Source organism: Streptomyces sp. NPDC104831, assembly GCF_055583025.1.
The window spans coordinates 70,939-95,265 of record NZ_JBVJOT010000019.1; the positions used below are offsets into that span (position 1 = coordinate 70,939).

A 24,327-nucleotide genomic window follows, 5' to 3' on the forward strand; every position below is an offset into this window, starting at 1 on the left:
GGGCTGGTGGTCGTGCCAGAGCTGGGGCCTTGGCGAGCCGCGAGACCGCGGGTGGCGCGGCTCGCGAACGCCGTCCGACCACGTCTCACGCGCGCCGTGACGGCCGTGCGGCCGTCGCTCGCGCGGCTGCCGAAGGCCGTGTGGACCGGCCCTGCGCACCTCCCCCGTCTCCCCCGTCCGCGCAACGCCCGCGCCTGGCGGTACACCGCGGGCGCCGCCACCGCCGGCCTGGCACTGGCCGCCGGTGCGGTGACCGTGGCCGGGCCCTGGGACGCCACGGGTCAGCGTACGGCCGAGCGGCACCGCGCCGCCGCCCTGGAACGGTCAGGTGGCGCAGATCACGGTCGCGCCGGCACGGGCGCGGGGGCGCCCAGGACCGCGCCGAGCGCCGGACCCGTCCTGACGGGCCTCGGCGGCACCTCGGGCGCCGTGGGCACCAAGCGGGCCGCGCCGGACGCCCAGGCCGTCTCCGACGCCCTGGAGCCCCTGCTGGACGCCCCCGCGCTCGGCGACGGCCGGGCGGCGGCCGTCGTCGACGTCACGACCGGTGAACGCCTGTACGACGCCGACGGCGGCAAGGCCCTCACCCCCGCCTCCACCACCAAGATCGCCACCGCCGTCGCCGCCCTGTCCGCCCTCGGCCCCGACCACCGCCTCACCACCCGCACCGCCCTGGAACCCGACACCGGGGAACTGGTCCTGGTCGGCGGCGGCGACCCCACCCTCACCGCGCACGCCCGGGGCGGCGGCTGGGCGAGCCTGCGGGTACTGGCCGCGGACACCGCGAAGGCCCTCGCCGAGCGCGGCATCCGCAAGGTCACCCTGTCCTACGACACGACCCTGTTCACCGGTCCCGCCCTGCACCCCGTCGGCGTCAACGACAACCTCGCCCCGGTCACCGCCCTGACCGTCGACGAGGGCCGCACCGACGACTCCACCAGCGGGCCGGTGGTCCGCGTGGGCGACCCGGCGGCGGACGCGGCGGCCAAGTTCGCGGGCCTCCTGAAGGACGCCGGCATCACGGCCACGCACCCCGGCCCGTCCAAGGCCAGCACGCGCGCGCAGACCCTCGCCGGCGTCTCCTCGCCCCCGCTGTCCGCCCTGGTCGAGCGGATGCTGACCAACAGCGACAACGACATCGCGGAGGCCCTGGCCCGGCACACGGCCCTGGCCGGCGGGCGGCCGGCGAGCTTCGCGGGCGGGGCCGGGGCCATCGCCACCCAGCTGCGCGAGCTGGGCCTGCCGATGGCGGGCGCCGTCTTCCACGACGGCAGCGGCCTGAACCGCGCCGACCGGCTCACCGCCGGCCTCCTGACGGGCCTGCTGGTCCGGGCCGCCGACCCGGACCGCCCCGGCCTGCGCCCGGTCCTGACGGGCCTGCCCGTCGCGGGCTTCACCGGCACCCTGAGCAATCGTTACGCCGACGGCGCCTCCGGTGTCGTACGCGCCAAGACCGGCACCCTGACCGGCGTGAACGCCCTCGCCGGCACCGTCGTCACGCCCACCCGCCACCTCCTGGCCTTCGCCTTCCTGGCCACCGGCACGACGGACCCGGCCGAGGCCCAGTCGGCCCTGGACGAGGCGGCGACGGCACTGGCGGGCTGAGCGCCCCGGCCGGGGCACCGGCCCCCGTCGGCCCCCCACGGCCTGCCCCAAGCGGCGGCGAGCACGTACGGTTGACAGCATGACTGGCTTCGGTGGCACCGCATCTCCCGGGATGGTCGACTGGAACCTCGCCGTGGCGACCGCGACACGGCTCGTACGGCCCGGCCCCGACGTCAGCCGCGACGAGGCCAGGGCCGTCGTCGCGGAGCTGCGCCGGCACGCGAAGGCCTCGGAGGAGCACGTCCGGGGCTTCACCCGGATGGGCACCGAGGAGACCCACGACACCCCCGTCCTCGTCGTCGACCGCCCCGGCTGGGTCCGCGCCAACGTCGCGGGCTTCCGGGAACTGCTCAAGCCGCTGCTGGAGAAGATGCAGGAACGGCGCGGCGGCGGCCCGGGCGGCGCGGTCCTCGGCGCCGTCGGCGGCAAGGTCACCGGCGTGGAGGTGGGCATGCTCCTGTCCTTCCTGTCCTCCCGGGTCCTCGGCCAGTACGAGACCTTCGCCCCGGCCGCCCGCGACCTGCCGGCCGGCGCGAACGGCGGCGGCCGGCTGCTGCTCGTGGCGCCGAACATCGTGCACGTGGAGCGCGAACTCGACGTCGAGCCGCACGACTTCCGCCTGTGGGTGTGCCTGCACGAGGAGACCCACCGCACGCAGTTCACCGCCGTGCCCTGGCTGCGGGACCACCTGGAGGGCGAGATCCAGTCGTTCCTCGCGGAGACCGACGTCGACCCGATGACCTTCCTGGAGCGCATCCGGGACGCCGCCCAGTCCCTGGTCGGCGGCCGTCCCGAGGGCGAGGAGGAGGACGGCGGGCGCTCCTTCGTGGAACTCGTGCAGACCCCGGCCCAGCGGGAGATCCTCGGCCGGCTCACCGCCGTGATGTCCCTGCTGGAGGGCCACGCCGACTACGTCATGGACGGCGTCGGCCCCAGCGTCGTGCCGAGCGTCGCCGAGATCCGCGAGAAGTTCCAGCAGCGGCGGGCCAAGGGCGCCTCCCGCCTGGACGCCGCCCTGCGCAAGCTGCTCGGGCTGGACGCCAAGCTGAGGCAGTACCGCGACGGCGAACGGTTCGTACGGGCCGTCGTCGAGCAGGTCGGCACCGACGGCTTCAACCGCGTGTGGACCTCGCCCAACACCCTTCCCACCAAGGCGGAGATCGCCAAACCGGCGGACTGGGTCACGCGGGTGCACGGCAGGGCCGAGGGGTGAACGGCGCGGGAGAGTCGTGAAGCGAGTCCGGCCGACGGCAGGCGAACGCCCCTCCAATCACCCGTCCGAGGGACCGTATGCCATGCGTAGGCGTGCGATGCTCGGGGAACGGCCCGGTTCTGTCACCATCTACACACTCTGAGTGACCGTCCCGGGCCCGCCCCCCGGAAAACTTCATGAAGGGAACCGGACATGGGTCCCCATCCTGCGGTCGCGGCGATACGCCTGGCGGTCCGCCGCGTCCTCCACGACATCCTGAACGACCAGACCTCCCGCGCGCCCGCGGGCCGGACGGCCGAGCGGCCCCCCTCCCCGCTCGTCCTCGTCGCGTGCTCCGGCGGCGCCGACTCCATGGCCCTCGCCTCCGCCCTCGCCTTCGAGGCCCCCAAGCTCGGCGTCCGCGCCGGCGGTGTCACCGTCGACCACGGCCTCCAGGCCGGCTCCGACCTCCGCGCCGAGGAGGTCGTCCTGCGCCTGCGCGAACTGGGCCTCGACCCGGCCGAGTCCGTCGCCGTGACCGTCGGCCGCGAAGGCGGCCCCGAGGCCGCCGCCCGCGACGCCCGCTACGCCGCCCTGGACGCCGCCGCCGAACGCCACGGCGCCGCCGCGATCCTGCTCGGCCACACCCGCGACGACCAGGCCGAGACCGTCCTGCTGGGACTCGCCCGCGGCTCCGGCATCCGCTCCCTGTCCGGCATGGCCGCGGTCTCGGGGGCCGACGGCCGTTACCGGCGGCCCTTCCTGCACCTGGACCGGCAGACCGCCCGCAAGGCCTGCATGGTCCAGTCCCTGCCGGTCTGGGACGACCCGCACAACACCGACCCGGCCTACACCCGCTCCCGGCTCCGGCACGAGGGCCTGCCCGCCCTGGAGAAGGCCCTCGGCAAGGGCGTGGTGGAGGCGCTGGCCCGCACCGCCCAGCTCTCCCGCGACGACGCCGACGCCCTGGACGCCTGGGCCCGGCAGGCAGAGGCGTCCGTACGGGACGCGGCCGGCCTGCTGGAGTGCGCCAAGCTGTACGCCCTGCCGCCCGCCGTGCGCCGCCGGATCCTGCGCCGCGCGGCCATCGAGGCGGGAGCCCCGGCCGGTGCGCTGTTCGCCCGCCACATCGAGGAAGTCGACCGTCTGATCACCGGCTGGCGCGGCCAGGGGGCCATCAACCTCCCCGGCCGGGTCGTCGCCCAGCGCCAGGGTGGCAGACTGGTGATTCGGCAAGGCTGACGACCGGCCCCGCGGAGTGCCCTCACCCGGTGCCCCGGCGGGCCGGGCGGCCCACGGGCCGTACCTGCGGCCGTAGCCGGTGGCCGCGCTCGCGGCCGTAAGTGCGGGACGACCGAAAGTGATGCGGGTGGACGCGAAAGACATGGGTGCCGACCTCCAGCGGGTGCTCATCACCAAGGAAGAGATCGACGCGAAGCTGGCCGAGCTGGCCGCGAAGATCGACGCGGAATACGCGGGCAAGGACCTGCTCATCGTCGGCGTCCTCAAGGGCGCGGTGATGGTCATGGCGGACCTCGCCCGGGCGCTGTCCACCCCCGTCACCATGGACTGGATGGCCGTGTCCTCCTACGGCGCGGGCACCCAGTCCTCCGGTGTCGTCCGCATCCTCAAGGACCTCGACACCGACATCAAGGGCCGGCACGTCCTGATCGTCGAGGACATCATCGACTCCGGCCTGACCCTGTCCTGGCTGATCAACAACCTCGGCTCGCGCGAGCCCGCGTCCCTGAAGGTGTGCACGCTGCTGCGCAAGCCGGACGCCGCCAAGGTCGCCATCGACGTGGAGTGGGTCGGCTTCGACATCCCGAACGAGTTCGTCGTGGGCTACGGCCTCGACTACGCCGAGAAGTACCGCAACCTGCCGTTCGTCGGTACGCTCGCGCCTCACGTCTACGGCGGCTGAGCCAGTCGGCCCAAGCCCATTAGGACGATCGGGAACCCCAGCGGGTTCCCTGCCGTTGAAGCAAGCGGAGACGGGTTTTCCCAGCCGCCGAATCGGCTCCGTGCGGCTTCGGGCAACAATGCTGGGGTACCGTCAGAAGAACTGTCTTATCAAACTCACTATGGCAGGAGGGACGGGGCGGCACCGCTCCGTATGGATGGACGTGAAGCGATACTTCCGTGGGCCGGTCATGTGGATCGTGCTGGCCGTCCTTGCCGTGGTCGTGTTGATGCAGGTCGTCGGCTCGTCCGGCGGCTACAAGACGGTGGACACCGGCCAGGTCGTGGCGGCGATCAACGACAACAAGGTCGAGTCGGCCAAGCTCACCACCGGTGACGAGCAGAGCATCAAGGTCACGCTCAAGGACGGCTACAAGGTCGAGGGCAGCTCGAAGATCCAGGCGAGCTACATCGGCGACCAGGGTGTGCAGCTCGCCGGCACGCTGCAGACCAAGTACCAGGAAAAGCAGATCACGGACGGCTACACGGTCTCGCCGTCCAAGCAGAACCCGTTCGTCGGCGTCCTGCTGTCCCTGCTCCCCTTCGTCCTGATCGTGGTCGTCTTCCTGTTCCTGATGAATCAGATGCAGGGCGGCGGCTCCCGGGTCATGAACTTCGGCAAGTCCAAGGCGAAGCTCATCACCAAGGACACCCCGAAGACCACCTTCTCCGACGTCGCCGGCTGTGACGAGGCCGTCGAGGAGCTCCAGGAGATCAAGGAGTTCCTCCAGGAGCCGGCCAAGTTCCAGGCCGTCGGCGCCAAGGTCCCCAAGGGTGTGCTGCTCTACGGCCGCCCGGGTACCGGCAAGACCCTGCTCGCGCGTGCCGTCGCGGGCGAGGCGGGCGTGCCGTTCTACTCGATCTCCGGTTCCGACTTCGTCGAGATGTTCGTCGGTGTCGGTGCCTCCCGTGTGCGCGACCTGTTCGAGCAGGCCAAGGCGAACGCCCCGGCGATCGTCTTCGTCGACGAGATCGACGCGGTCGGCCGCCACCGCGGCGCCGGCCTCGGCGGCGGTCACGACGAGCGCGAGCAGACCCTGAACCAGCTGCTGGTCGAGATGGACGGGTTCGACGTCAAGGGCGGCGTGATCCTCATCGCCGCCACCAACCGTCCGGACATCCTCGACCCGGCCCTGCTGCGCCCCGGCCGCTTCGACCGGCAGATCGCGGTCGACCCGCCGGACCTCCAGGGCCGTCTGGAGATCCTCAAGGTCCACCAGAAGGGCAAGCCGGTCGCGCCCGACGTCGACCTGTCCGCCGTGGCCCGCCGCACCCCGGGCATGACCGGTGCCGACCTCGCCAACGTGCTGAACGAGGCCGCGCTGCTCACCGCCCGCGGCGATCAGAAGCTGATCGACAACAAGGCGCTGGACGAGGCGATCGACCGCGTGGTCGCGGGCCCGCAGAAGCGGACCCGGATCATGTCGGACAAGGAGAAGAAGATCACCGCGTACCACGAGGGCGGTCACGCCCTGGTCGCGGCGGCCTCGCCGAACTCCGACCCGGTCCACAAGATCACGATCCTGTCCCGCGGCCGTGCCCTCGGCTACACGATGGTCCTGCCCGACGAGGACAAGTACTCGACCACCCGCAACGAGATGCTCGACCAGCTCGCCTACATGCTGGGCGGCCGGGCGGCCGAGGAACTGGTCTTCCACGACCCGACCACCGGTGCCGCGAACGACATCGAGAAGGCCACCAACCTGGCCCGCGCGATGGTCACGCAGTACGGCATGACCGAGCGTCTCGGCGCGATCAAGTTCGGCGGCGACAACAGCGAGCCGTTCCTCGGCCGGGAGATGGCCCACCAGCGGGACTACTCGGAAGAGGTCGCCGCGCTGGTCGACGAAGAGGTCAAGAAGCTCATCGAGACCGCGCACAACGAGGCCTGGGAGATCCTGGTCGAGAACCGCGACGTGCTCGACAACCTCGTTCTCCAGCTGCTGGAGAGGGAGACCCTGGGCAAGGAGGAGATCGCCGAGATCTTCGCCCCGATCGTCAAGCGCCCGCCGCGGCCCGCCTGGACCGGTTCCTCCCGCCGCACCCCGTCCACCCGCCCGCCGGTGCTCTCCCCGAAGGAGCTGGCGCTGACCAACGGCGCGAACGGCGCCACGGCGTCGATCAGCACCGTCAAGTCGACGGCGGCGGAGTCCGCCCCGGCGACGGAGCAGGCCCCGGAGGACCGCTCCGAGAGCTGACCGTGCGCCGGACACACGGGCCGGAATGAATGCCGCGCCCCCCGGGTTCTAGCCTGGGGGGCGCGGCATTTCGCATGTCCGCAGTTTCGGAACGCGAGACACACGCGCGTCATGGCGCAGGAACGAGGAACCAGATGACCGACCCGGTGACGCTGGACGGCGAGGGACGCATCGGCGAGTTCGACGAGAAGCGCGCCGAGAACGCCGTGCGCGAGCTGCTGATCGCGATCGGGGAGGACCCGGACCGCGAGGGGCTCAGGGAGACGCCGGCCCGGGTCGCGCGGGCCTACCGGGAGATCTTCGCCGGTCTGTGGCAGCAGCCGGAGGACGTCCTGACGACGACGTTCGACCTCGGGCACGACGAGATGGTCCTGGTGAAGGACATCGAGGTGTACTCGACCTGCGAGCACCACCTGGTGCCGTTCCGGGGCGTCGCCCACGTCGGCTACATCCCGTCCGAGAGCGGCAAGATCACCGGGCTGTCCAAGCTCGCCCGCCTCGTCGACGTCTACGCCCGCCGGCCGCAGGTGCAGGAGCGCCTCACCACGCAGATCGCGGACTCCCTGATGGAGATCCTGGAGCCGCGGGGCGTCATCGTCGTCGTCGAGTGCGAGCACATGTGCATGTCGATGCGCGGCATCCGCAAGCCGGGCGCGAAGACCATAACGTCGGCGGTGCGCGGACAGCTGCGGCACGTCGCCACGCGCAACGAGGCCATGAGCCTGATCATGGCGCGCTGATCAGGCCGCCGGGCGGCGCCGGGGCTCAGGCCGCCGGCTCCGCCCCCGGCGGGTTCTGGTCGTCGTCCTCCGGGAGCCGGCAGATCCGCTCCAGGAACAGGGCGGCCGCTATCACGGCGAGACCGGCCAGCACCGAGAAGCCCGCGTAGATCGCCTGGTCGCGGCGGGCGGGGAAGTCCAGCAGCTCCAGCAGCAGGACGCCCGTGCCGCCGTACATGCCGGCGACGAGGGCCGCGACCAGGGCGCTGGCCTGGCCGAAGACGACCGCCCGGGCGGCCATCAGCGGGTCGACGCCCTTGGCGCCGGGCCGGCGCTCGCGCTGGGCCTTCAGCCGGGCCCGCAGCGAGAGCGCCGTCGAGAGCAGGACCACCGCGATCAGCGCGAGGACCACGGGCGCGGCCAGGGGGACGCTCGGGAGGGTCCCGATCGAGTTCCAGAGGCGGGCGCCCGCCCAGGACAGGACGCCGGCCACGACGAACACGCCCGCCAGCACCCTGATGCGCAGCTCTCTCACGGTGTCCCTTCGGTTTCCCCCGGACCATTCCGGACGGTGGTCGTCTTGGTCTTGACTTGATCCGTCTCGACCTTAACGACTACTCGGGCAGCCGGAGTTCCAGGTCCCCGCGGTGCGCCACACCCTCACGGGTGATCACGGACAGCAGTTCGGCCACCGTGCCGCGGCCGGGGAGCTGCGCCTCGGGGTCCACGTCGTGCCAGGGCGCCAGCACGAAGGCACGCTCGTGGGCGCGCGGATGGGGCAGGGTGAGGCCCGGGTCGTCCGAGGTGACGTCGGCGTAGGCCACGATGTCGACGTCCAGGGTGCGCGGGCCCCAGCGCTCGTCCCGGACGCGGTGGAACGCCTCTTCGACGGCGTGCGCCCGCTCCAGCAGGGAGGCGGGGGGCAGCGTCGTCTTCAGCACCACGACCGCGTTGAAGTACGACGGCTGACTGCCGGGCTCGACGCCCCACGGCGCGGTCTCGTACACCGGGGACACGGCCTTCACCCGGACGCCCGGGGTGTCCTCCAGGGCGTCCACGGCCCCCTGGAGGGTCTCCAGGCGGTTGCCCAGGTTGGAGCCGAGGGAGATCACGGCCCACTGGGGGTTGTGCAGCGTGGTGTCGGCGGCGTCCACCTTCTCGACGACCGAGGCGGGCACCGGCTGGACGGTCGGGTCGCTGTGACCCTGGCGGAAAGGTCGGGTCATACTCGGCTCCGGGTGATGGTGACGGTCACATCGTCGAAGGGGACGGTGATCGGCGCGTCCGGTTTGTGGACGCACACCTCGACCTCCTCGACCCCTTCGTGCTTCAGGCAGGTCCGGGCGATGCGCTCGGCGAGCGTCTCGATGAGGTCCACCGGGTCGCCCTCGACCACGGCCACGACCTCCTCGGCCACGATGCCGTAGTGCACCGTCTTCGTCAGGTCGTCGTCGGCCGCGGCCGGCCGGGTGTCCAGACCGAGGACGAGGTCCACGATGAAGGTCTGGCCCTCCTCGCGTTCCTTGGGGAACACCCCGTGGTGCCCACGGGCCTTGAGGCCGCGCAGCGCGACACGATCCACGCGAATCACTCCTGCAATCGTCGGGAAGGGCCGGCCCGTACCGCGTGCGGGCGGCACACCGGCCTTGGACGAATCTACCTGCGGACACCGACAGGGCCCGGCCGCGGGGGCGGGGACCGGGCCGGAACCCGGAGGGTTCACCGGCGGTTTCCCCTGGGGAACCCGACCCTGTCACGGGCCCGTGGCCCCTGCTACCCGGGGGTGGGTGATTCCGGCCACGTGCCCGCCGCCCGGTGCCGGCCGCCGTTCGGCCGGGCCGGGGCCCGCTCCCGTACCGCGCCCGCCACCGCACGCGGTGCGGGTACCCGGTCAGGCGAGGGGGCCGTCGTCCGGATTCACGCCATTCACGCCGCCGTCCTCGTCGTCCTCGGCGCTCTCGGTCAGCACGGGGGAGGCGTGGTGCGACCAGAGCTTCCAGCCGGTGGGGGTGCGCCGGAACACATTGGTGGCGACGACGAGCTGGCCCACCAGCGGCCCCAGCTCCGCGCCCTCCTCCGGGGCGGGCCCGCCGCTGAGGATGTTCTCCGTGCAGGTCACCAGGGCGGTGTCACCGGTCACGGAGACGTGCACATCGGTGAGGAAGAACTGGATGTAGTCGGTGTTCGCCATGATCAGGGCGTACGACCTGAGGACCTCGCCGCGGCCGGTCAGGACCGGCCAGCCGGGGTGCACGCAGGAGACCACGCCGGTGTCCGCGGGGTCGTGGTACGTCTCGTCCACGCCCAGGTCGGCGGGCGTCAGCCAGAGACCGGAGACCTCTTCGAAGTCACCGCGTTCCAGCGCCTCGTAGAAGGCGGTGTTGGCGGCCTCCACCTGTTCGACGTCGGTGTGGGGGGCGCTCACCGGGCTCCTTCCGGCCCGCGCTCGTCGTCCGCGCCGGGCGTGCGGGCCGTGCCGCGCGCCTCGGCCACGGCCCGCGCGACCCGGACCGCGTCCGCCGTGGCGCGCACCTCGTGGACGCGCACCGCCCAGGCGCCCGCCTGCGCGGCGAGCGCGGAGACGGCGGCCGTGGCCGCGTCGCGCTCCCGGGCGGGCGGGGGCGCGCCGCCGGGCCCGGCCAGGACCCGGCCGAGGAACCGCTTGCGGGACGCGGCGACCAGCAGGGGGTGGCCGAGGGCGCGCAGCCGGTCCAGGTGGGCGAGGAGGGCGAGGTCGTGCTCGGCCTCCTTGGAGAAGCCGAGGCCCGGGTCGACGACGACGCGGTCCGGGGCGATGCCGCCGGCGAGCACGGCCTCCACGCGCGCGTGCAGCTCCGCGACGACTTCGCCGACGACGTCCTCGTAGGCCCCCTTGACGTTGCCGCCCTGGAGGAAGCCGCGCCAGTGCATGACCACGAAGGGGGCGCCCGCGGCGGCCACCACGGGGATCATCGCGGGGTCGGCGAGGCCGCCGCTGACGTCGTTGACGAGGGCGGCGCCGGCCGCGAGGGACTGCTCGGCGACGGAGGCGCGCATGGTGTCGACGGAGACGACGACGCCTTCGGAGGCCAGGCCGCGCACCACGGGGACGACCCGGCGCAGCTCCTCGGCCTCGTCCACGCGGGTGGCGCCGGGCCGGGTGGACTCGCCGCCCACGTCGACCAGGTCCGCGCCCTGCGCGACCAGGTCGAGGCCGTGCTTGACGGCGACGGTGGTGTCGAACCAGCGGCCGCCGTCGGAGAAGGAGTCGGGGGTGACGTTCACGACCCCCATGACCGCGCACCGGTCCCATGCCGGAAGGCCGGCCACCCGGCCGCGCCCGCTGATGCTGTTCATACGTTCAGCGTAGGCCCAGGTCGGTGCCGGGAACGCGCGGCGGCCCCCTCGGGGGAGGGGGCCGCCGCGGGGCCGATGCCGGGCCGTACCGCCCGGTGCCCGGGGCTCAGGCGGCCCGGACGTCGCGCTCGCCCACGTGCGCGCACGGGCGCCCGGCGGCGGACCGGCGCCGGCGCAGGAAGCGCGGCAGCGGCACGGCGAGGTTGACGAAGCCCTCCGCCTGCATGGCGGCGAAGCCGATGCGGGGCAGGTCGGCGGGGGCCCGGTAGACCACGAACCGCGGCTCCCAGCGTGGCTGGAACTTGGCGTTGAACTTGTACAGCGACTCGATCTGGAACCAGCGCGAGAGGAACACGAGCAGCCCGCGCCAGGCGCGCAGCACCGGACCGGCGCCGATCTTCTCCCCGCGCGCGAGGGCGGAACGGAACATCGCGAAGTTCAGCGAGACCCGGGCGATGCCGAACTTCGGGGCGGCCTGGAGGGCGGCGACGATCAGCAGCTCGTTCATGCCCGGGTCGGCGGCGCGGTCGCGGCGCATCAGGTCCAGCGAGACGCCGTCCCCGCCCCACGGCACGAAGTGCAGGATGGCCTTCAGGTCGCCGTACTCGCCCGGCTCGTCGTCCTGCTTGTGCGCGGTGGCGATCAGGCAGTCGCCGTCGGCCGGGTCGCCGATGCGGCCGAGCGCCATGGAGAAGCCGCGCTCGGTGTCCGTGCCGCGCCAGTCCTCCGCCGCCCGGCGGATCCGCTCCAGCTCCGCGTCACCGAGGTCACGGATGCGCCGTACCCGGGTTTCGTAGCCGGCCCGCTCGATGCGCTTGACCATCTGGCGCACGTTGCGCATCGCGCGTCCGGCGAGCGAGAAATCCGCCACGTCCACCACCGCCTCGTCGCCCAGCTCCAGGGCGTCCAGGCCGGTCTCGCGGGTCCACACCTCGCCGCCGGTCTCCGAACAGCCCATGACGGCGGGCGTCCAGGAGTGGGCCCGGGCCTCGTCCATGAAGCGCTCGATGGCACCCGGCCAGGCCTCGACGTCCCCGATGGGGTCGCCGCTGGCGAGCATCACACCGGAGACGACCCGGTAGGTGACCGCGGCCTTGCCGCTCGGGGAGAACACCACGGCCTTGTCGCGGCGCAGCGCGAAGTGGCCGAGCGAGTCCCGCCCGCCGTGCCGCTCCAGCAGGGCGCGCAGCCTCACCTCGTCGTCCTCGGTGAGGCGCGCGGCCGGGTGCTCCGGGCGGAAGGCCAGGTAGGCGGTGGTCGCCGCGGTGATCCAGCCGAGCGCGCCGAGGGAGAAGGCCACCGTCCAGGAGGTGTTGCCCTGGTAGTCGACCGGGCCCTCGAAGCCGAACAGGCCGTAGATGACGTGCGTCAGCCGGTCGGCCAGGCTCGGGTCGCCGATCGTGCGGCCCGGGTGGACGCTGACGATGAGGAGCCCGAGCAGGACCGAGCCGGCGCTCATGAGCACGAAGTTGGCGAGCGCGCGCCACCGGCTGCGCGGGTCCGGCAGGGCGCCGAACTGGTCCCGGTGGCGCAGCAGCGGCACGAGCAGGGCGACCGCGATGAGCGCGCCGACGAGCGAGTGCCGGTACGCGAACTGCGCCGCCGCACCCACCGGGAGCAGCGCCACCGCGGCCCGCCACGCCCGGCGCTTGCGCCGCTTGAGCCCGTGCGCGAGCAGCAGCAACAGCACGCCCGAGCTGAGCGAGAGCGCCGCCGCGAACGGCCCGAACGAGCCCGGCAGCACCTCGGCCAGGGCGTGCATGCGGCTGTGCCTGAAGCGCGGGAAGACACCCGCGGCGATGTCCAGGAGGCCCACGAGCGTGGCCGCCCGGCCGACCAGGACGGGAACGGCCTCGGGGCGCGGACCGCGCGGCAGGCGCCGCCCACGGCTTGATCGGCTCGGAACCCCGCCCGACACTTCCCCATCTACCCTGACAGACATCGCATCCCGTAGTTGTGCGAGAGACCTTGGACCCGGTGCCGATCGGGGCATCCGGCGACATTGCGCCCTCTAGGACGGTGTCTGGGGGAGGGAGGTTCACTCCCCACCGGAAAGTCGGGTCAAAGGGCAAGGAAAGCCCCGGGCAAGCGCGCGCACCAGGCGTGGGCACGGCGCGGGCGGAAAGCGCAGGCAGGGAACACCCCATGGGTCTCACGAGCAACACAGTGCTGTGGCTGGCGATAGCGATCGCCGCCGTGCTGTTCATCGGCACGGTGTGGCTGTGGCCGCGCCTGGCCCGGCGGAACTGGCGGGCCGTCAGCGGGCGGATCGGCCTGCTGCTGGCCACCCAGGTGGCCCTCTTCGCCTCCGTCGGCCTCGCCGCCAACCAGGCCTTCGGCTTCTACGCCAGCTGGGCCGACCTGTTCGGCACGGAGACCGGGCAGGGCGTGGTCGTCGACCACGCGGCCCACGGCACGGCCGGCGGCCCGCTCCGGGTGACCTCCACCTCCGAGGTGCCCGGCGTGCGCGCCACGCGGCCGGAGCGGGGCGGGCAGATCCAGAAGGTGGACATCGTCGGCCGCACGACCCGCATCGCGACCCCGGCGTACGTGTACCTGCCGCCGGAGTACTTCCAGCCGCAGTACCGCACGCGCACGTTCCCGACGGCCGTCGTGCTGACCGGCTACCCGGGCACCGCGCGGGCGCTGGTCGACAAGCTGGACTATCCGAGCACCGCGCAGCGGCTGGCCGGGGACGGCCGGGCGCAGCCGATGATCCTGGTGATGATGCGGCCGACCGTGGCACCGCCGCGGGACACCGAGTGCGTCGACGTTCCGGGCGGGCCGCGGACGGAGACGTTCTTCGCCGAGGACCTGCCGGAGGCCGTCCTCGGCCACTACCGGGCGGCCGGGCGGCCGGGCGGCTGGGGCGTCATCGGCGACTCCACCGGCGGCTACTGCGCGCTCAAGCTCGCCATGCACCACCCGGACGTGTACGCGGCCGGCGCGGGCCTGTCGCCGTACTACAAGGCGCCGATCGACCCCACGACCGGCGACCTCTTCCACGGCGACGCCGGGCTGCGCGACCGCGCCGACCTGTTCTGGCTGCTGCGGCACGAACCCGCGCCGGACACCTCGCTGCTCGTCACCAGCAGCAAGGTCGGCGAGCACAACTACAAGTCCACGCTCGACTTCATCCGGCGGGTGCGGGCCACCGACCGGACCCGCATCTCGTCGATCATCCTCGACAGCGGCGGCCACAACTTCAACACCTGGCGGCGCGAGATACCGCCGACCCTCCAGTGGATCAGCGGGCGGCTCGCCGAACGCTGAGCCGGCGGACGCCCTGACGGCTCGTGAGGCCCCCGCCGTGGCCGTGTTTTTGCGGCCCGGGGCCCATGATTCACCTACGCGCGGTAAGTTTCTGGCCATGCCACGTGGACGCCACCGCCATTCCTCTCCTCTGCACCGGCTGTTGCCTCCCTCGGCGATCGCCGGCGTCTCCGTCGCCTGCGCGTCGGCCCCCTGGGTGTTCTCCGAGGCCACGGTGTTGCGGGCGCTGGCCGCCGCGGCAGCGGCCACGTCGGTCCTCGGCGCGTTCGTGATGCGCCGCTGGGACGTGCGGGCGGCCCGGCGGGTCGCCGAGCTGACGCGTGCGCGCGCCGGTGACGAATGGCGCTTCGAGGAGCGCGTCGCCGAACTGGAGACCGACCTGGAGGAGTCCCGCGAGCTGCGCTCGAAGCTGGAACAGCGGCTGCGCGCCAAGCGCGCGGAGCTGGCCGGCCTGCGCAACGAGCACGCGGCCCTGCTGCGCCGGTACGCCACCGCGGAGACCGAGCGGGCCAGCGCCCTGGAGGGCCGCCGGCTGCTGGAACTCGAGACGACGGCACCGGAGCCGGGGCCCGCCCGTCCGTCGGCCCCGGCCCTGCCGCCCGCGCCCGCCCCGGCGGCACCCGCGGCCTTCTCCCCCGAGGGCGCCCGCCTGTACCGCCGGGCCCTCACGGCACTGTCCCGCTTCGACCGCGAGCCCCCGCACGAGCCGGGGGACGGCGACGGCCCGCGCGGCCAGAGGGACACGCCCGCCGGGGCCGGGCCCGCGGGGGACGCGCCCGGGGCCGTGGCGGACGTGCCGGGGGAGCCCGGGGCTCCCGAGGCCGTGACCGCGCGGTCCGGGGCGCTTCAAGCCACGACGGCGGAGCCGGGGGCGGCGGACGCAGTGACGGGGGAGTCCGGCACGGTGGAGCCCGGCGCGACCGGGCTCCGCGCGGGAACGCCCGAGGCGAAGGCGCCCGGGTCCGGGACACCGGCGGCGACGACGCCCGTGTCCGGCCCGGCACGGGTCGTCGGGCAGGAGACGTCCGAGGACGCCGGGGGTGCGGCCGGGGCCGTCGTGGAGGGCGGTGCCGGGCCGGTTCCCGTCGCCGGGCCCGCCGCGGAGGCGGTGGCCGTTCCCGCTGCCGGCACGGGGCACGCCCCTCAGTCCGGCCCGGCTTCCGCGCCCGGCCCGACTCCCGCTTCCCGGTCGGCTTCCGTGCCCGGGGCCGCTTCCGTGACCGGGGCTGCTCCCGCTTCCCAGGGCGCTTCCGCTCCGGGGGCTGCTCTCGTTTCCGGGTCGGCTTCCGTTTCCGGGTCGGCTTCCGTTTCCGGGGCTGCTGCCGTGTCCGGAGCCGCTCCCGTTTCCGGGTCGGCTTCCAGGCCCGGGGCCGCTCCCGTGTCCGGGGCCGCTCCCGTGTCCGGGGCCGCTCCCGCGTCCGGGTCGGCTTCCAAGCCCGGGGCTGCTCCCGTGTCCGGGGCTGCTCCCGTGTCCGGGGCTGCTCCCGCGTCGGGGTCGGCTTCCGTGACCGGGGTCGCTTCCGTGTCCGGGGCTGCTCCCGTCTCCGGGGCCGCTCCCCTGCCCGCCGCCGGGGCCCCGTCCGGGACCGCCGGGCCCGTGTCCGGGGCTCCCGGCTTCACCTCCGGAACCCCTGGCGTCGTCTCCGCAACCCCTGGGTCCGCCTCCGGGAGTCCTGACTCCGGCTCCGGTGGCGCCGCCCCCGCGTCCCGGCCCGTTCCCGAGGCGCAGGGCGTCGTGGACCGGCCGGCCGGTGGTGCCGGGCCGGTGGTGCCGCCCGCCGCGGCCGTCGTGTCGCCCGCGCCCGTGCGGCGGCCGGTGGCCGAGGGCGGGTTCGACTTCTTCGGTACGCAGAAGGGCGCCCCGAAGGCCGCGCTGGACGCCGTGCAGAACGAGGACCTGGCCGATGTCGTGGGCCCCGAGGCGCTCGCCGTGCACAAGGCCGAGGCCGAGGCCGCGTTCAAGCCCGCCGACGAGCGGTCCCGGGGCGTCGGCCAGGTCATCGACCTGACCGCGCACGACGAGACCGAGCAGATCGACGTACAGGGGCTGCGCAGCGCGGCCTCCTGAGCCGCCGCCGGCGAGACGGGCCCGGTCCTCCCGCGAGGGAGCCGGGCCCGTGGTCTGTCCGGGGCCCGCGCCGGTCAGCCCGTCGTCATCCAGCGGTCCGGCGGGGCGTCCCGGCGGCCCGTGCGGGACCTCTCCGCCTGCTCCGCGAGCAGCCGCGCGGCCTCCCCGGCGTCGCGCAGCCGGGCCGTGACGGTCTTGTCCGCCCCGGTGTCCACCCGTACGTCGGCGAGTCCCCGGCAGCGCTCCCAGGGCCCCTGGGTGAGCCGTACGCTCTGCACCTTGGCGTGCGGGACCAGCGAGAGCCGGCGGCACAGCAGGCCGCTGCGGGCGGCGAACACCGTGCCGGTGACGGCGAGCCGGTGCCCGCGCCACCACACCGGCACGCACCACCGGGCCCGGCGCGGCACGGGCGACAGCTCCGGCGGCACCGTCATCCCGGGCAGCACGCGCGCGAGGACCGACTCGGCGACCGCGCGCGGGGCGACCGGTATCAGCACGGAGTTGTCGGACCCGGCCACGTCCAGTTCCACCCGCACCCAGCCGCGCCACCGCCACAGCAGCGGTTCCACGATCCGCACGGTCTGCACCCGGCCGGGCGGCACCGTCTCGTGCGCCCGGTCCAGCAGTCCGCGGTCGATGCGCAGCCCGTCCGGGGACTCGCTCACCGTCCAGTCGAACTCGGTGACGAACCGTCCCACACTGCTCGCCCCGGCCGTGCCGAGCAGCGGCAGGGCGGTGGCGAGGACCGTCCACAGGTTCTCCGTGACGAGCCACAGCACGGTCGGGACGACCAGCGCGGCGCACAGCGAGCCCCAGGTGGCGCCGGTCAGCGCCAGTGAGCGCGCCAGCTCGCGCGGGGGCACGCGCAGCAGGACGTGCGCCGGTGCCTCTCCGACCTCACGCGCCGTCTCGGGAGCGAAACCGGCCGCGCGCGCGAGCAGCTCCGCGCGCAGGGCGCGCGCTTCGCGCTCGCCGAGGAAGGCCAGTTCGTCCTTGTCGTCGGCGCCCACGACGTCGATGCGCAGCTTCGCGACGCCCGCCACGCGCGCGAGGAGCGGGCGGGAGACGTCCACGGCCTGCACGCGCTCCAGCCGGATGTGCGCGGTGCGCCGGAACAGCAGTCCGGTGCGTATCCGCAGTTCGGTGTCGGTGACGGCGTAGTGCGTGAACCACCAGGACAGGAAGCCGTAGAGGCCGGCCGCCGGCACCAGCACCGCGAGCCCCAGCAGCAGCATGGTGTCGGTGAGCCGCGCGAGCTGCTCCTGCGTGCCGTTCGGGTCGTGCACGGCCCAGCCGGCCAGCACGGCGAGCGGCGCCCACGCCCGGCGCAGGGGCGTGACCGGGTGCAGCCGGCGCTCGATGACGGGCGCGCGCCCCGGTATGCCGCCCTCGGCGTGGTCCGGGGGTGTCACAGGCCCGCCGATCGTGCCTCGCCCAGCTCGGTGAGCCGGTCGCGCAGCCGTTCCGCCTCGGCCGGGTCCAGGCCGGGGATGGTCGCGTCGGTCGCGGCGGCGGCCGTGTGCAGCTGCACGGTGGCCAGCCCGAAGCGCCGCTCCAGGGGCCCGGAGGTCACCTCCACCAGCTGCATCCGTCCGTACGGCACCACCGTCTCCTCGCGCCACAGGACACCGCGGCTGATCAGCAGGTCGTCGGCGCGCTCGGCGTACCGCCAGGAGTGCCAGTTGCGCCCCAGCAGCCGCCAGCACACGGCGGCGCACGCCGGCGGCAGCAGCGCGCACGCCGCCCACGCGGGCCCCGCGAACAGCCCCGGCAGCAGCCCGGCCGCCACCGCGAGCACCCCCGTCCACACCACCAGCAGCAGCCGCCGCACCCGCAGCAGGCCGGGCTCCAGCCGCCGCCACGCCGGCTGGTCCGCCGCCACTCCGGTCCCGTCCGGGCTCCCCGTTTCCATGGGCCCAGCGTACGTAGGGGAAACTGGGCCCATGACTCCTACGACGGAGACCACGGTCGGCATCGGCGGCGCGGCGGAGAGCACCGACATGGTGCTCAACATCGGGCCCCAGCACCCGTCCACGCACGGGGTGCTGCGGCTCAGGCTCGTGCTGGACGGGGAGCGCATCCTCCGCGCGGAGCCGGTGATCGGATACATGCACCGGGGTGCCGAGAAGCTCTTCGAGGCGCGCGACTACCGGCAGATCATCGTGCTGGCCAACCGCCACGACTGGCTGTCGGCGTTCTCGAACGAGCTGGGCGTGGTCCTCGCGGTGGAGCGGATGCTCGGCATGGAGGTCCCGGAGCGGGCGGTGTGGACGCGCACCCTGCTCGCCGAGCTGAACCGGGTGCTGAACCACCTGATGTTCCTCGGCTCCTACCCGCTGGAGCTGGGCGGGATCACGCCGGTGTTCTACGCCTTCCGGGAGCGCGAGGTGCTCCAGAACGTCATGGAGGAGGTCTCCGGCGGGCGCATGCACTACATGTTCAACCGCGTCGGCGGCCTCAAGGAGGACCTGCCGGCGGGCTGGACGGCACGCGCGCGCGAGGCCGTCGCCGCGGTGCGTTCGCGGATGGACGTCTTCGACGACCTGGTGCTCGGCAACGAGATCTTCCGGGGGCGCACGCGGGGCGTGGGGGTGCTCGCACCCGAGGCGGTGCACGCCTACGGCGTGAGCGGGCCCATCGCGCGCGCCTCGGGCGTCGACTTCGACCTGCGCCGCGACGAGCCCTACCTGGCCTACGGCGCCCTCCAGGACGTCCTGAAGGTGGTGACCCGCGCCGAGGGCGACTGCCTCGCCCGCTTCGAGGTGCTGCTGGAGCAGACCCACAACGCCCTGGACCTCGCCGACGCCTGCCTGGACCGGCTCGCCGGGCTGCCGCCCGGGCCGATCAACCAGCGGCTGCCGAAGGTGCTGAAGGCGCCCGAGGGGCACACGTACGCGTGGACCGAGAACCCGCTCGGCATCAACGGCTACTACCTGGTCAGCAAGGGCGAGAAGACCCCGTACCGGCTGAAGCTGCGCTCGGCCTCGTACAACAACATCCAGGCGCTGACCGAGCTGCTGCCGGGGACGCTGGTGGCGGACATGGTCGCGATCCTGGGCTCGCTGTTCTTCGTGGTCGGCGACATCGACAAGTAGGCCGCCCGGCCGGCGCGCCCCGGCCCCGGGGCCGCTACCGCCCCTCCAGGGGGTCCGGGACGCCGACCGGCTGGAGCAGCCAGCCGAAGTCGCCGAGGCCGCCCGGTGCCGTGAGTTCGGCGGCCTCCCCGGCGCTCGCGAGGGCGCGCAGGTATCCGGAGGGGTCCGTGGAGGCCAGCGCGAGCGGGGGGCGTGCGCCGGTGAGGTCCAGGGCGCGCAGGGCAGCGCGCTGCGTGAGCAGGCGTGGAGCGGGAAGCTCGCGCGCCGTTTCGGGGGCGACGTGCGCCGTCTCGGGCGTGGCGGAGGGCGAGGGTGGCGCCACAGGGCGCGTGAGCGGTGTCGTACACCCCGGAGCCGACGGTGCCCGGGATCCCGCCGGCCCCGGAGCCGACGGCGTGCCGGGCGGGTACTCCGCGCCCGGTGCCGCCGCGCACGCGTCCAGGGCGACGTGTGCCGTGATGTCGCACGAGCCGTCCGGCACGGGCGCCGTCTCCCGTCCCTCGCGGAAGCCGGTGAGCGTTCCGAAGGGCGGGCGCGTGTCCACGGTGTGCGCGTAGTCCACGGCCACCGCGAGCCCCCGTGTCACCCGGGCCACGGCCGCCGCCCAGGCATGGTCCCGGGGCAGCCCGATCTCCGCCCGCAGCCCCTCCTCGGGCGGCAGCGGCCACCAGCGCGCGAGCCAGTCGGCCGCCGCCCCCGTCACGGGCTCCCCGAGCCGCTCGGAGCCGTCCTCCGCGACGAGCACCAGCCGGGGCACGCCCGCCGCGTCCACCTCCACGACGTCCACGGGGACGTTGTCCAGCCACTCGTTGGCGAACAGCAGCCCGGTGACCGCGTCCGGCGGCTCGCCGCGCCAGACGATCCGTTCGTCCAGGCCCGGCGGGCGGCCGGCGAGTTCGACGGCGTACGCACGCGTGCGCGCGGCCACCTCGCCCGGCAGCGCGGCGAGCACCCCGCCGGTCAGTTCCCCGCGCCCGGCGCCCACGTCCACGAAGTCCAGCACGGCGGGGTGCCCGAGCGCCGCGTCCACCCGGCACAGAAGCCGGGCCACGGCCCGCGCGAACAGCGGGGAGGCGTGCACGGACGTACGGAAGTGACCGGCCGGGCCCTCCGGGCGCAGGTAGAAGCCGCCCGGCCCGTACAGCGCGGCCCCGGCCGCCGCGCGCCAGCCGCGCGGGCCGCGCTCCCCGGGGCGTACGCCCGTGGTCGTCCCATCCGTCACGGTGCCAGAGTAGGCGCACAGGTGATCACGGCATCCACCTTGCGGAGTACGCGCGCCGGGCGCGGATCGGCCCTCCGGTTGACCCCTACACGCACCCGGTTTCCCTACGCTGGGTTACGTGCAGCGCCTCTATGACTTCCTCCGCCGCCACCCGTTCTGGGTCGACGCCTTCTGGGCCGTCGTCCTGTTCGGGATCTCCGGGATGAGCGAGGTCAATTCCGCCGGGGCGCCGCACCACCACGGGTCGCTGCCCGCCGGTATCGCCGTGTCCGCGGTCCTGTGCGTGGTCGTGGCGCTGCGCCGTCGCTTCCCGGAGCCGATGCTGCTGGTCGCCGTGGCGACCGGGCTGGCCCAGCTGGTCCTGGACGTCGAGACGACCGTCGCCGACTTCGCCATGCTGGTGATCACCTACACGGTCGCGGCGATCGGCGCGCGCTGGTCCTCCCGGCTCGCCCTCTCCGTCAGCCTCTGCGCGGCGGCCATGGCGCAGATCCGCTGGCCGCAGGAGCAGGCCAGTTTCGCCGGGCAGGTCGCCATCGCGGTCTTCCAGACGGTGCCCTTCGCCCTCGCCTGGGTGCTCGGTGACTCCATGCGCACCCGGCGTGCCTACTTCGCCCAGCTGGAGGAGCGCGCGGCCCGTCTGGAGAAGGAGCGCGAGGCGCAGTCGAAGGTCGCGGTCGCCGCCGAGCGCGCCCGCATCGCGCGCGAGCTGCACGACGTGGTCGCGCACAACGTGTCGGTGATGGTGGTGCAGGCCGACGGCGCCGCCTACGTCATGGACACCGCGCCCGACCAGGCCAAGAAGGCCCTGGAGACGATCTCCTCCACCGGCCGCCAGGCCCTGGCCGAGATGCGCCGCCTGCTGGGCGTGCTGCGCACCGGCGAGCACCAGGAGAGCGGGGAGTACGTCCCGCAGCCCGACGTCGAGCAGATCGACGACCTCATCGACCAGTGCCGCAGTTCCGGCCTGCCGGTCGACTTCAAGGTGGAGGGAACCCCGCGCCCGCTGCCCAGCGGGGTGGAGCTGACCGCGTACCGGATCGTGCAGGAGGCGCTGACCAACACCCGCAAGCACGGCGGGCCCAACGCGGGCGCGAGCGTGCGCCTGGTCTACTTCGACGACGGTCTCGGCCTGCTGGTCGAGGACGACGGCAAGGGCGCCCCGCACGAGCTGTACGAGGAGGGCGGCGCCGACGGCCGGGGGCACGGCCTGATCGGCATGCGCGAGCGCGTCGGCATGGTCGGCGGCACGCTGGACGCGGGCCCGCGCCCCGGCGGAGGATTCCGCATCAGCGCCCTGCTGCCGCTCAAGCCGGCGCACTGACCCCGCCACGCGCCCCCGCGCGCCCCACCGGCGCGCAAGACGGCACCCTGAGACCGCACCCCAGGACGGCAACCGGAGACGGCGGCCGACGAAACGGAAGAGGACCCATGACGATCCGCGTGATGCTCGTCGACGACCAGGTGCTGCTGCGCACCGGGTTCCGGATGGTGCTCGACGCCCAGCCGGACATGGACGTCGTCGCGGAGGCGGGCGACGGCGTGGAGGCCCTCCAGGTGCTGCGGTCCACCGCCGTCGACGTCATCCTGATGGACGTCCGGATGCCGAAACTGGACGGCGTCGAGGCCACCCGGCGGATCTGCTCCGAGCCCGACCCGCCGAAGGTGCTCATCCTGACCACGTTCGACCTGGACGAGTACGCCTTCTCCGGGCTGAAGGCGGGCGCGTCCGGCTTCATGCTCAAGGACGTGCCGCCCGGCGACCTGCTGGCCGCGATCCGCGCCGTGCACAGCGGTGACGCGGTCGTCGCGCCCTCCACCACCCGGCGGCTGCTGGACCGCTTCGCGCCGATGCTGCCCGCCACCGGCAAGGAGCCCCGGCACAAGGAGCTGGAGCGGCTCACGGAGCGCGAGCGCGAGGTCATGGTGCTGGTCGCCCAGGGCCTGTCCAACGGCGAGATCGCGGCCCGGCTGGTACTGAGCGAGGCCACGGTGAAGACCCACGTGGGCCGCATCCTGACCAAGCTCGGCCTCCGGGACCGGGTGCAGGTGGTCGTCCTGGCGTACGAGACGGGACTCGTGCGCGCGGGCGGCCACGGCTGACCTCCCCGGGCGGTTCCGGGGCGGCGGCTCAGCGCAGGACGCCCTCGATGAAGTCGCTGCCCAGCCGGGCCACCGCGGCCAGGTCCAGCTGGTGCTGGACGTACCGGCCGCGCCGGCAGTCGGTGATCAGGCCCGCCTTCTTCAGCACCGCCAGGTGCCGGGATATCTCGGGCGCCGTCATGCCGTGCGCGTCGGCCAGCTCGCTGGTGGTGTGCGGGGCGCGCGCGAGGTGCCGGCACAGCCGCATCCGCACCGGGTGCGCCAGCGCGTCCAGCCGGCGCGTGAGCTGCTCCACGGACGGGGCCTGCGGCCGGGGACCGCTCGCGGGATAGGTGATCGTCGGCTGCCAGCCGTACCGGTGCAGGACCATCAGGTGCGGCCAGCCGAGGCTGGTCGGCACCAGGACCAGGCCGCCGTCGCCGGTGGCGGTGCGGCCGGTCAGCAGCTTGTCGACCGTGATCAGCCGGCCCTCCTCGTCCAGCGACACCGCCGCGGACAGCGAGGCGAGGGCCTCGCCGAGGCCCTTGCGGCGCAGCAGCTCGGTCTTGTGCCGGGCGTCCGCGGCCAGCTGGGGCTGGATCCGGGCCCAGGTGTCGGCGAAGAACGCGTCGTCGCAGTCGAGCATCAGCTGCCGGAACCAGGCGCGCACGGCCGGCGGGTCGGTCAGCAGGCGGCGCGTGAACCGCTCCTGCACGACACCGCGCGCGGCGGCCAGCTCCAGGGAGCGGCGGCGCAGTTCCGGGTCCTCCAGCGGGCCGGTCTCCTGGACGTCGTAGCGCAGCTGGCAGGTGAACTCCAGCGCCGCGTTGACGAACTGCCCGTCCGTCAGCTTGTCCAGCAGGTCCAGTTCCTCGGCGAGGGTGGCCCCGGGCAGCGCGCGTCCGCCCGGGATGCCGGCGAACGGGGCGAAGACGTCCGAGAACGTCGAGCGCCACAGGAAGTCCGCCTCGCACAGCCGGTCGGCCAGGCAGGGCTCCAGCCGGGAGGAGACGGCGGTCGCCCAGCCCCGCAGGTCGGGGTGGTGGCCGGGCTCGCTCAGCGCGTGCAGCGCCATTCCCAGTTCCGCCAGCGGAGACGGCACGACGGTGACCTGCTCCAGCGGCAGTCCGGTGATGTCGATGGTCACGCTCATGCCCCCATCGTGCACCGGCCCACCGACAGTGCCCCCGTCGATTGACGGCAGCCGTCAATCGACGGGACAACCGCGCGGGCCGGACAGCAGGCTGAGGGCACCGGGGCAGCCGCGGAGCCCGATCAGTCACCCGATCAGTTCACGTCCCGAGAAGGCGATCCGCCATGAGCGTCACCCAGCAGTACCTCCTCGACACCTACCGCGCCCGTCTGCACGGCGAGCCCGCACCGCCCGCGCCGGGCCGGCACGACCTGGACGCGCTGCGCGGACTGCGGGAGCACCGGCGCTTCGACGCCGTCATCGCCGGGCGCCCGGCGCGCGGGCGGCTGCGGTACGCCCTGCGCCGGTGGCTGCGGCCGAGAGCGCTGTGACGCCTCCCGCGCCGTGGCCCACACCGCCGTGCCCGGTGACGCACGGCGTGC

At 74.0% G+C, this 24,327-nt stretch carries 22 protein-coding genes; 12 read left to right on the top strand and 10 right to left on the bottom strand.

Going from position 1 to position 24,327, the window contains the following annotated elements; all coding sequences use genetic code 11:
* The first annotated feature begins 51 nt into the window (after positions 1-51).
* The 6 genes from dacB (at position 52) to folE (ending at position 7,697) form a co-directional block, all read left to right on the top strand.
* Positions 52-1,605, top strand: a complete 1,554-nt coding sequence (dacB, locus tag ACZ63H_RS15695; RefSeq protein WP_469865324.1) for a D-alanyl-D-alanine carboxypeptidase/D-alanyl-D-alanine endopeptidase — start codon at positions 52-54, stop codon at positions 1,603-1,605.
* A gap of 112 nt (positions 1,606-1,717) precedes the next feature.
* Positions 1,718-2,818: a zinc-dependent metalloprotease gene (locus ACZ63H_RS15700; protein ID WP_467936220.1), complete on the top strand. Its 1,101-nt coding sequence runs from the start codon at positions 1,718-1,720 to the stop codon at positions 2,816-2,818.
* A 192-nt stretch (positions 2,819-3,010) separates the two neighbouring features.
* A complete protein-coding gene (gene tilS / locus ACZ63H_RS15705; protein ID WP_469865225.1) occupies positions 3,011-4,039 on the top strand; it encodes a tRNA lysidine(34) synthetase TilS in 1,029 nt (342 codons plus the stop codon).
* Positions 4,040-4,160: 121 nt separating this feature from the next.
* On the top strand, positions 4,161-4,721 hold the full coding sequence (gene hpt, locus ACZ63H_RS15710) for a hypoxanthine phosphoribosyltransferase (protein WP_030606186.1): 561 nt from the start codon (positions 4,161-4,163) through the stop codon (positions 4,719-4,721).
* A gap of 196 nt (positions 4,722-4,917) precedes the next feature.
* Positions 4,918-6,957 carry an ATP-dependent zinc metalloprotease FtsH gene (gene ftsH / locus ACZ63H_RS15715; RefSeq protein WP_469865227.1) on the top strand — a complete coding sequence of 680 codons (2,040 nt, stop codon included), beginning with the start codon at positions 4,918-4,920 and terminating at the stop codon, positions 6,955-6,957.
* A gap of 134 nt (positions 6,958-7,091) precedes the next feature.
* Positions 7,092-7,697: a GTP cyclohydrolase I FolE gene (gene folE / locus ACZ63H_RS15720; RefSeq protein ID WP_467936113.1), complete on the top strand. Its 606-nt coding sequence runs from the start codon at positions 7,092-7,094 to the stop codon at positions 7,695-7,697.
* A 25-nt stretch (positions 7,698-7,722) separates the two neighbouring features.
* On the opposite strand, the gene ACZ63H_RS15725 is transcribed toward folE, so the two are convergent.
* The 6 genes from ACZ63H_RS15725 to ACZ63H_RS15750 all read right to left on the bottom strand — a co-directional run bounded on the left by ACZ63H_RS15725 (position 7,723) and on the right by ACZ63H_RS15750 (position 12,954).
* The gene (locus ACZ63H_RS15725) at positions 7,723-8,211 is read right to left on the bottom strand and encodes a DUF3180 domain-containing protein (protein ID WP_318202111.1); all 489 of its coding nucleotides are present in this window, start codon (positions 8,209-8,211) and stop codon (positions 7,723-7,725) included.
* Between the two features lie 79 nt (positions 8,212-8,290).
* Positions 8,291-8,902, bottom strand: coding sequence for a 2-amino-4-hydroxy-6-hydroxymethyldihydropteridine diphosphokinase (gene folK / locus ACZ63H_RS15730; RefSeq protein ID WP_467936115.1), 612 nt, complete (start codon positions 8,900-8,902; stop codon positions 8,291-8,293).
* Positions 8,899-9,258 carry a dihydroneopterin aldolase gene (gene folB / locus ACZ63H_RS15735; protein WP_469865229.1) on the bottom strand — a complete coding sequence of 120 codons (360 nt, stop codon included), beginning with the start codon at positions 9,256-9,258 and terminating at the stop codon, positions 8,899-8,901. The genes folK and folB overlap by 4 nt, the downstream gene beginning before the upstream one ends.
* A 309-nt stretch (positions 9,259-9,567) precedes the next feature.
* Positions 9,568-10,101, bottom strand: a complete 534-nt coding sequence (locus tag ACZ63H_RS15740) for a nuclear transport factor 2 family protein (protein ID WP_469865231.1) — start codon at positions 10,099-10,101, stop codon at positions 9,568-9,570.
* On the bottom strand, positions 10,098-11,012 hold the full coding sequence (gene folP / locus ACZ63H_RS15745; protein WP_469865233.1) for a dihydropteroate synthase: 915 nt from the start codon (positions 11,010-11,012) through the stop codon (positions 10,098-10,100). Before folP ends, ACZ63H_RS15740 begins: the two co-directional genes overlap by 4 nt.
* A gap of 106 nt (positions 11,013-11,118) precedes the next feature.
* Positions 11,119-12,954, bottom strand: a complete 1,836-nt coding sequence (locus ACZ63H_RS15750) for a phosphatidylglycerol lysyltransferase domain-containing protein (protein WP_469865235.1) — start codon at positions 12,952-12,954, stop codon at positions 11,119-11,121.
* A gap of 203 nt (positions 12,955-13,157) precedes the next feature.
* Here ACZ63H_RS15750 and ACZ63H_RS15755 point away from each other — a divergent pair, with 203 nt between their 5' ends.
* Together ACZ63H_RS15755 and ACZ63H_RS15760 are read left to right on the top strand one after the other, a co-directional pair.
* Positions 13,158-14,285, top strand: coding sequence for an alpha/beta hydrolase (locus tag ACZ63H_RS15755; RefSeq protein WP_469865237.1), 1,128 nt, complete (start codon positions 13,158-13,160; stop codon positions 14,283-14,285).
* Positions 14,286-14,382: 97 nt separating this feature from the next.
* Entirely contained in the window at positions 14,383-16,353 is a 1,971-nt protein-coding gene (locus ACZ63H_RS15760; RefSeq protein ID WP_469865239.1) for a hypothetical protein, read from the top strand.
* A 74-nt stretch (positions 16,354-16,427) separates the two neighbouring features.
* Here ACZ63H_RS15760 and ACZ63H_RS15765 read toward each other — a convergent pair whose 3' ends face one another.
* Together ACZ63H_RS15765 and ACZ63H_RS15770 are read right to left on the bottom strand one after the other, a co-directional pair.
* Positions 16,428-17,765 (bottom strand): PH domain-containing protein, encoded by a 1,338-nt coding sequence (locus ACZ63H_RS15765; protein ID WP_469865241.1) that lies wholly within the window; start codon positions 17,763-17,765, stop codon positions 16,428-16,430.
* Positions 17,762-18,265, bottom strand: a complete 504-nt coding sequence (locus ACZ63H_RS15770; RefSeq protein ID WP_469865243.1) for a PH domain-containing protein — start codon at positions 18,263-18,265, stop codon at positions 17,762-17,764. The genes ACZ63H_RS15765 and ACZ63H_RS15770 overlap by 4 nt, the downstream gene beginning before the upstream one ends.
* 31 nt (positions 18,266-18,296) lie before the next feature.
* Here ACZ63H_RS15770 and ACZ63H_RS15775 point away from each other — a divergent pair, with 31 nt between their 5' ends.
* A complete protein-coding gene (locus tag ACZ63H_RS15775) occupies positions 18,297-19,448 on the top strand; it encodes an NADH-quinone oxidoreductase subunit D (protein WP_469865245.1) in 1,152 nt (383 codons plus the stop codon).
* A gap of 34 nt (positions 19,449-19,482) precedes the next feature.
* Here ACZ63H_RS15775 and ACZ63H_RS15780 read toward each other — a convergent pair whose 3' ends face one another.
* Positions 19,483-20,670: an SAM-dependent methyltransferase gene (locus ACZ63H_RS15780; RefSeq protein WP_469865247.1), complete on the bottom strand. Its 1,188-nt coding sequence runs from the start codon at positions 20,668-20,670 to the stop codon at positions 19,483-19,485.
* Positions 20,671-20,788: 118 nt separating this feature from the next.
* Here ACZ63H_RS15780 and ACZ63H_RS15785 point away from each other — a divergent pair, with 118 nt between their 5' ends.
* Together ACZ63H_RS15785 and ACZ63H_RS15790 are read left to right on the top strand one after the other, a co-directional pair.
* On the top strand, positions 20,789-21,994 hold the full coding sequence (locus tag ACZ63H_RS15785) for a sensor histidine kinase (protein WP_469865249.1): 1,206 nt from the start codon (positions 20,789-20,791) through the stop codon (positions 21,992-21,994).
* Between the two features lie 107 nt (positions 21,995-22,101).
* Positions 22,102-22,773, top strand: a complete 672-nt coding sequence (locus ACZ63H_RS15790; RefSeq protein ID WP_469865251.1) for a response regulator — start codon at positions 22,102-22,104, stop codon at positions 22,771-22,773.
* 28 nt (positions 22,774-22,801) lie between these two features.
* Here the strand turns inward: ACZ63H_RS15790 and ACZ63H_RS15795 are convergent, their stop codons facing one another.
* The gene (locus ACZ63H_RS15795) at positions 22,802-23,905 is read right to left on the bottom strand and encodes a DUF5937 family protein (RefSeq protein ID WP_469865253.1); all 1,104 of its coding nucleotides are present in this window, start codon (positions 23,903-23,905) and stop codon (positions 22,802-22,804) included.
* A 164-nt stretch (positions 23,906-24,069) separates the two neighbouring features.
* Between ACZ63H_RS15795 and ACZ63H_RS15800 the strand changes: the two genes are divergently transcribed.
* Positions 24,070-24,276, top strand: coding sequence for a hypothetical protein (locus ACZ63H_RS15800; RefSeq protein WP_469865254.1), 207 nt, complete (start codon positions 24,070-24,072; stop codon positions 24,274-24,276).
* Positions 24,277-24,327 lie beyond the last annotated feature (51 nt).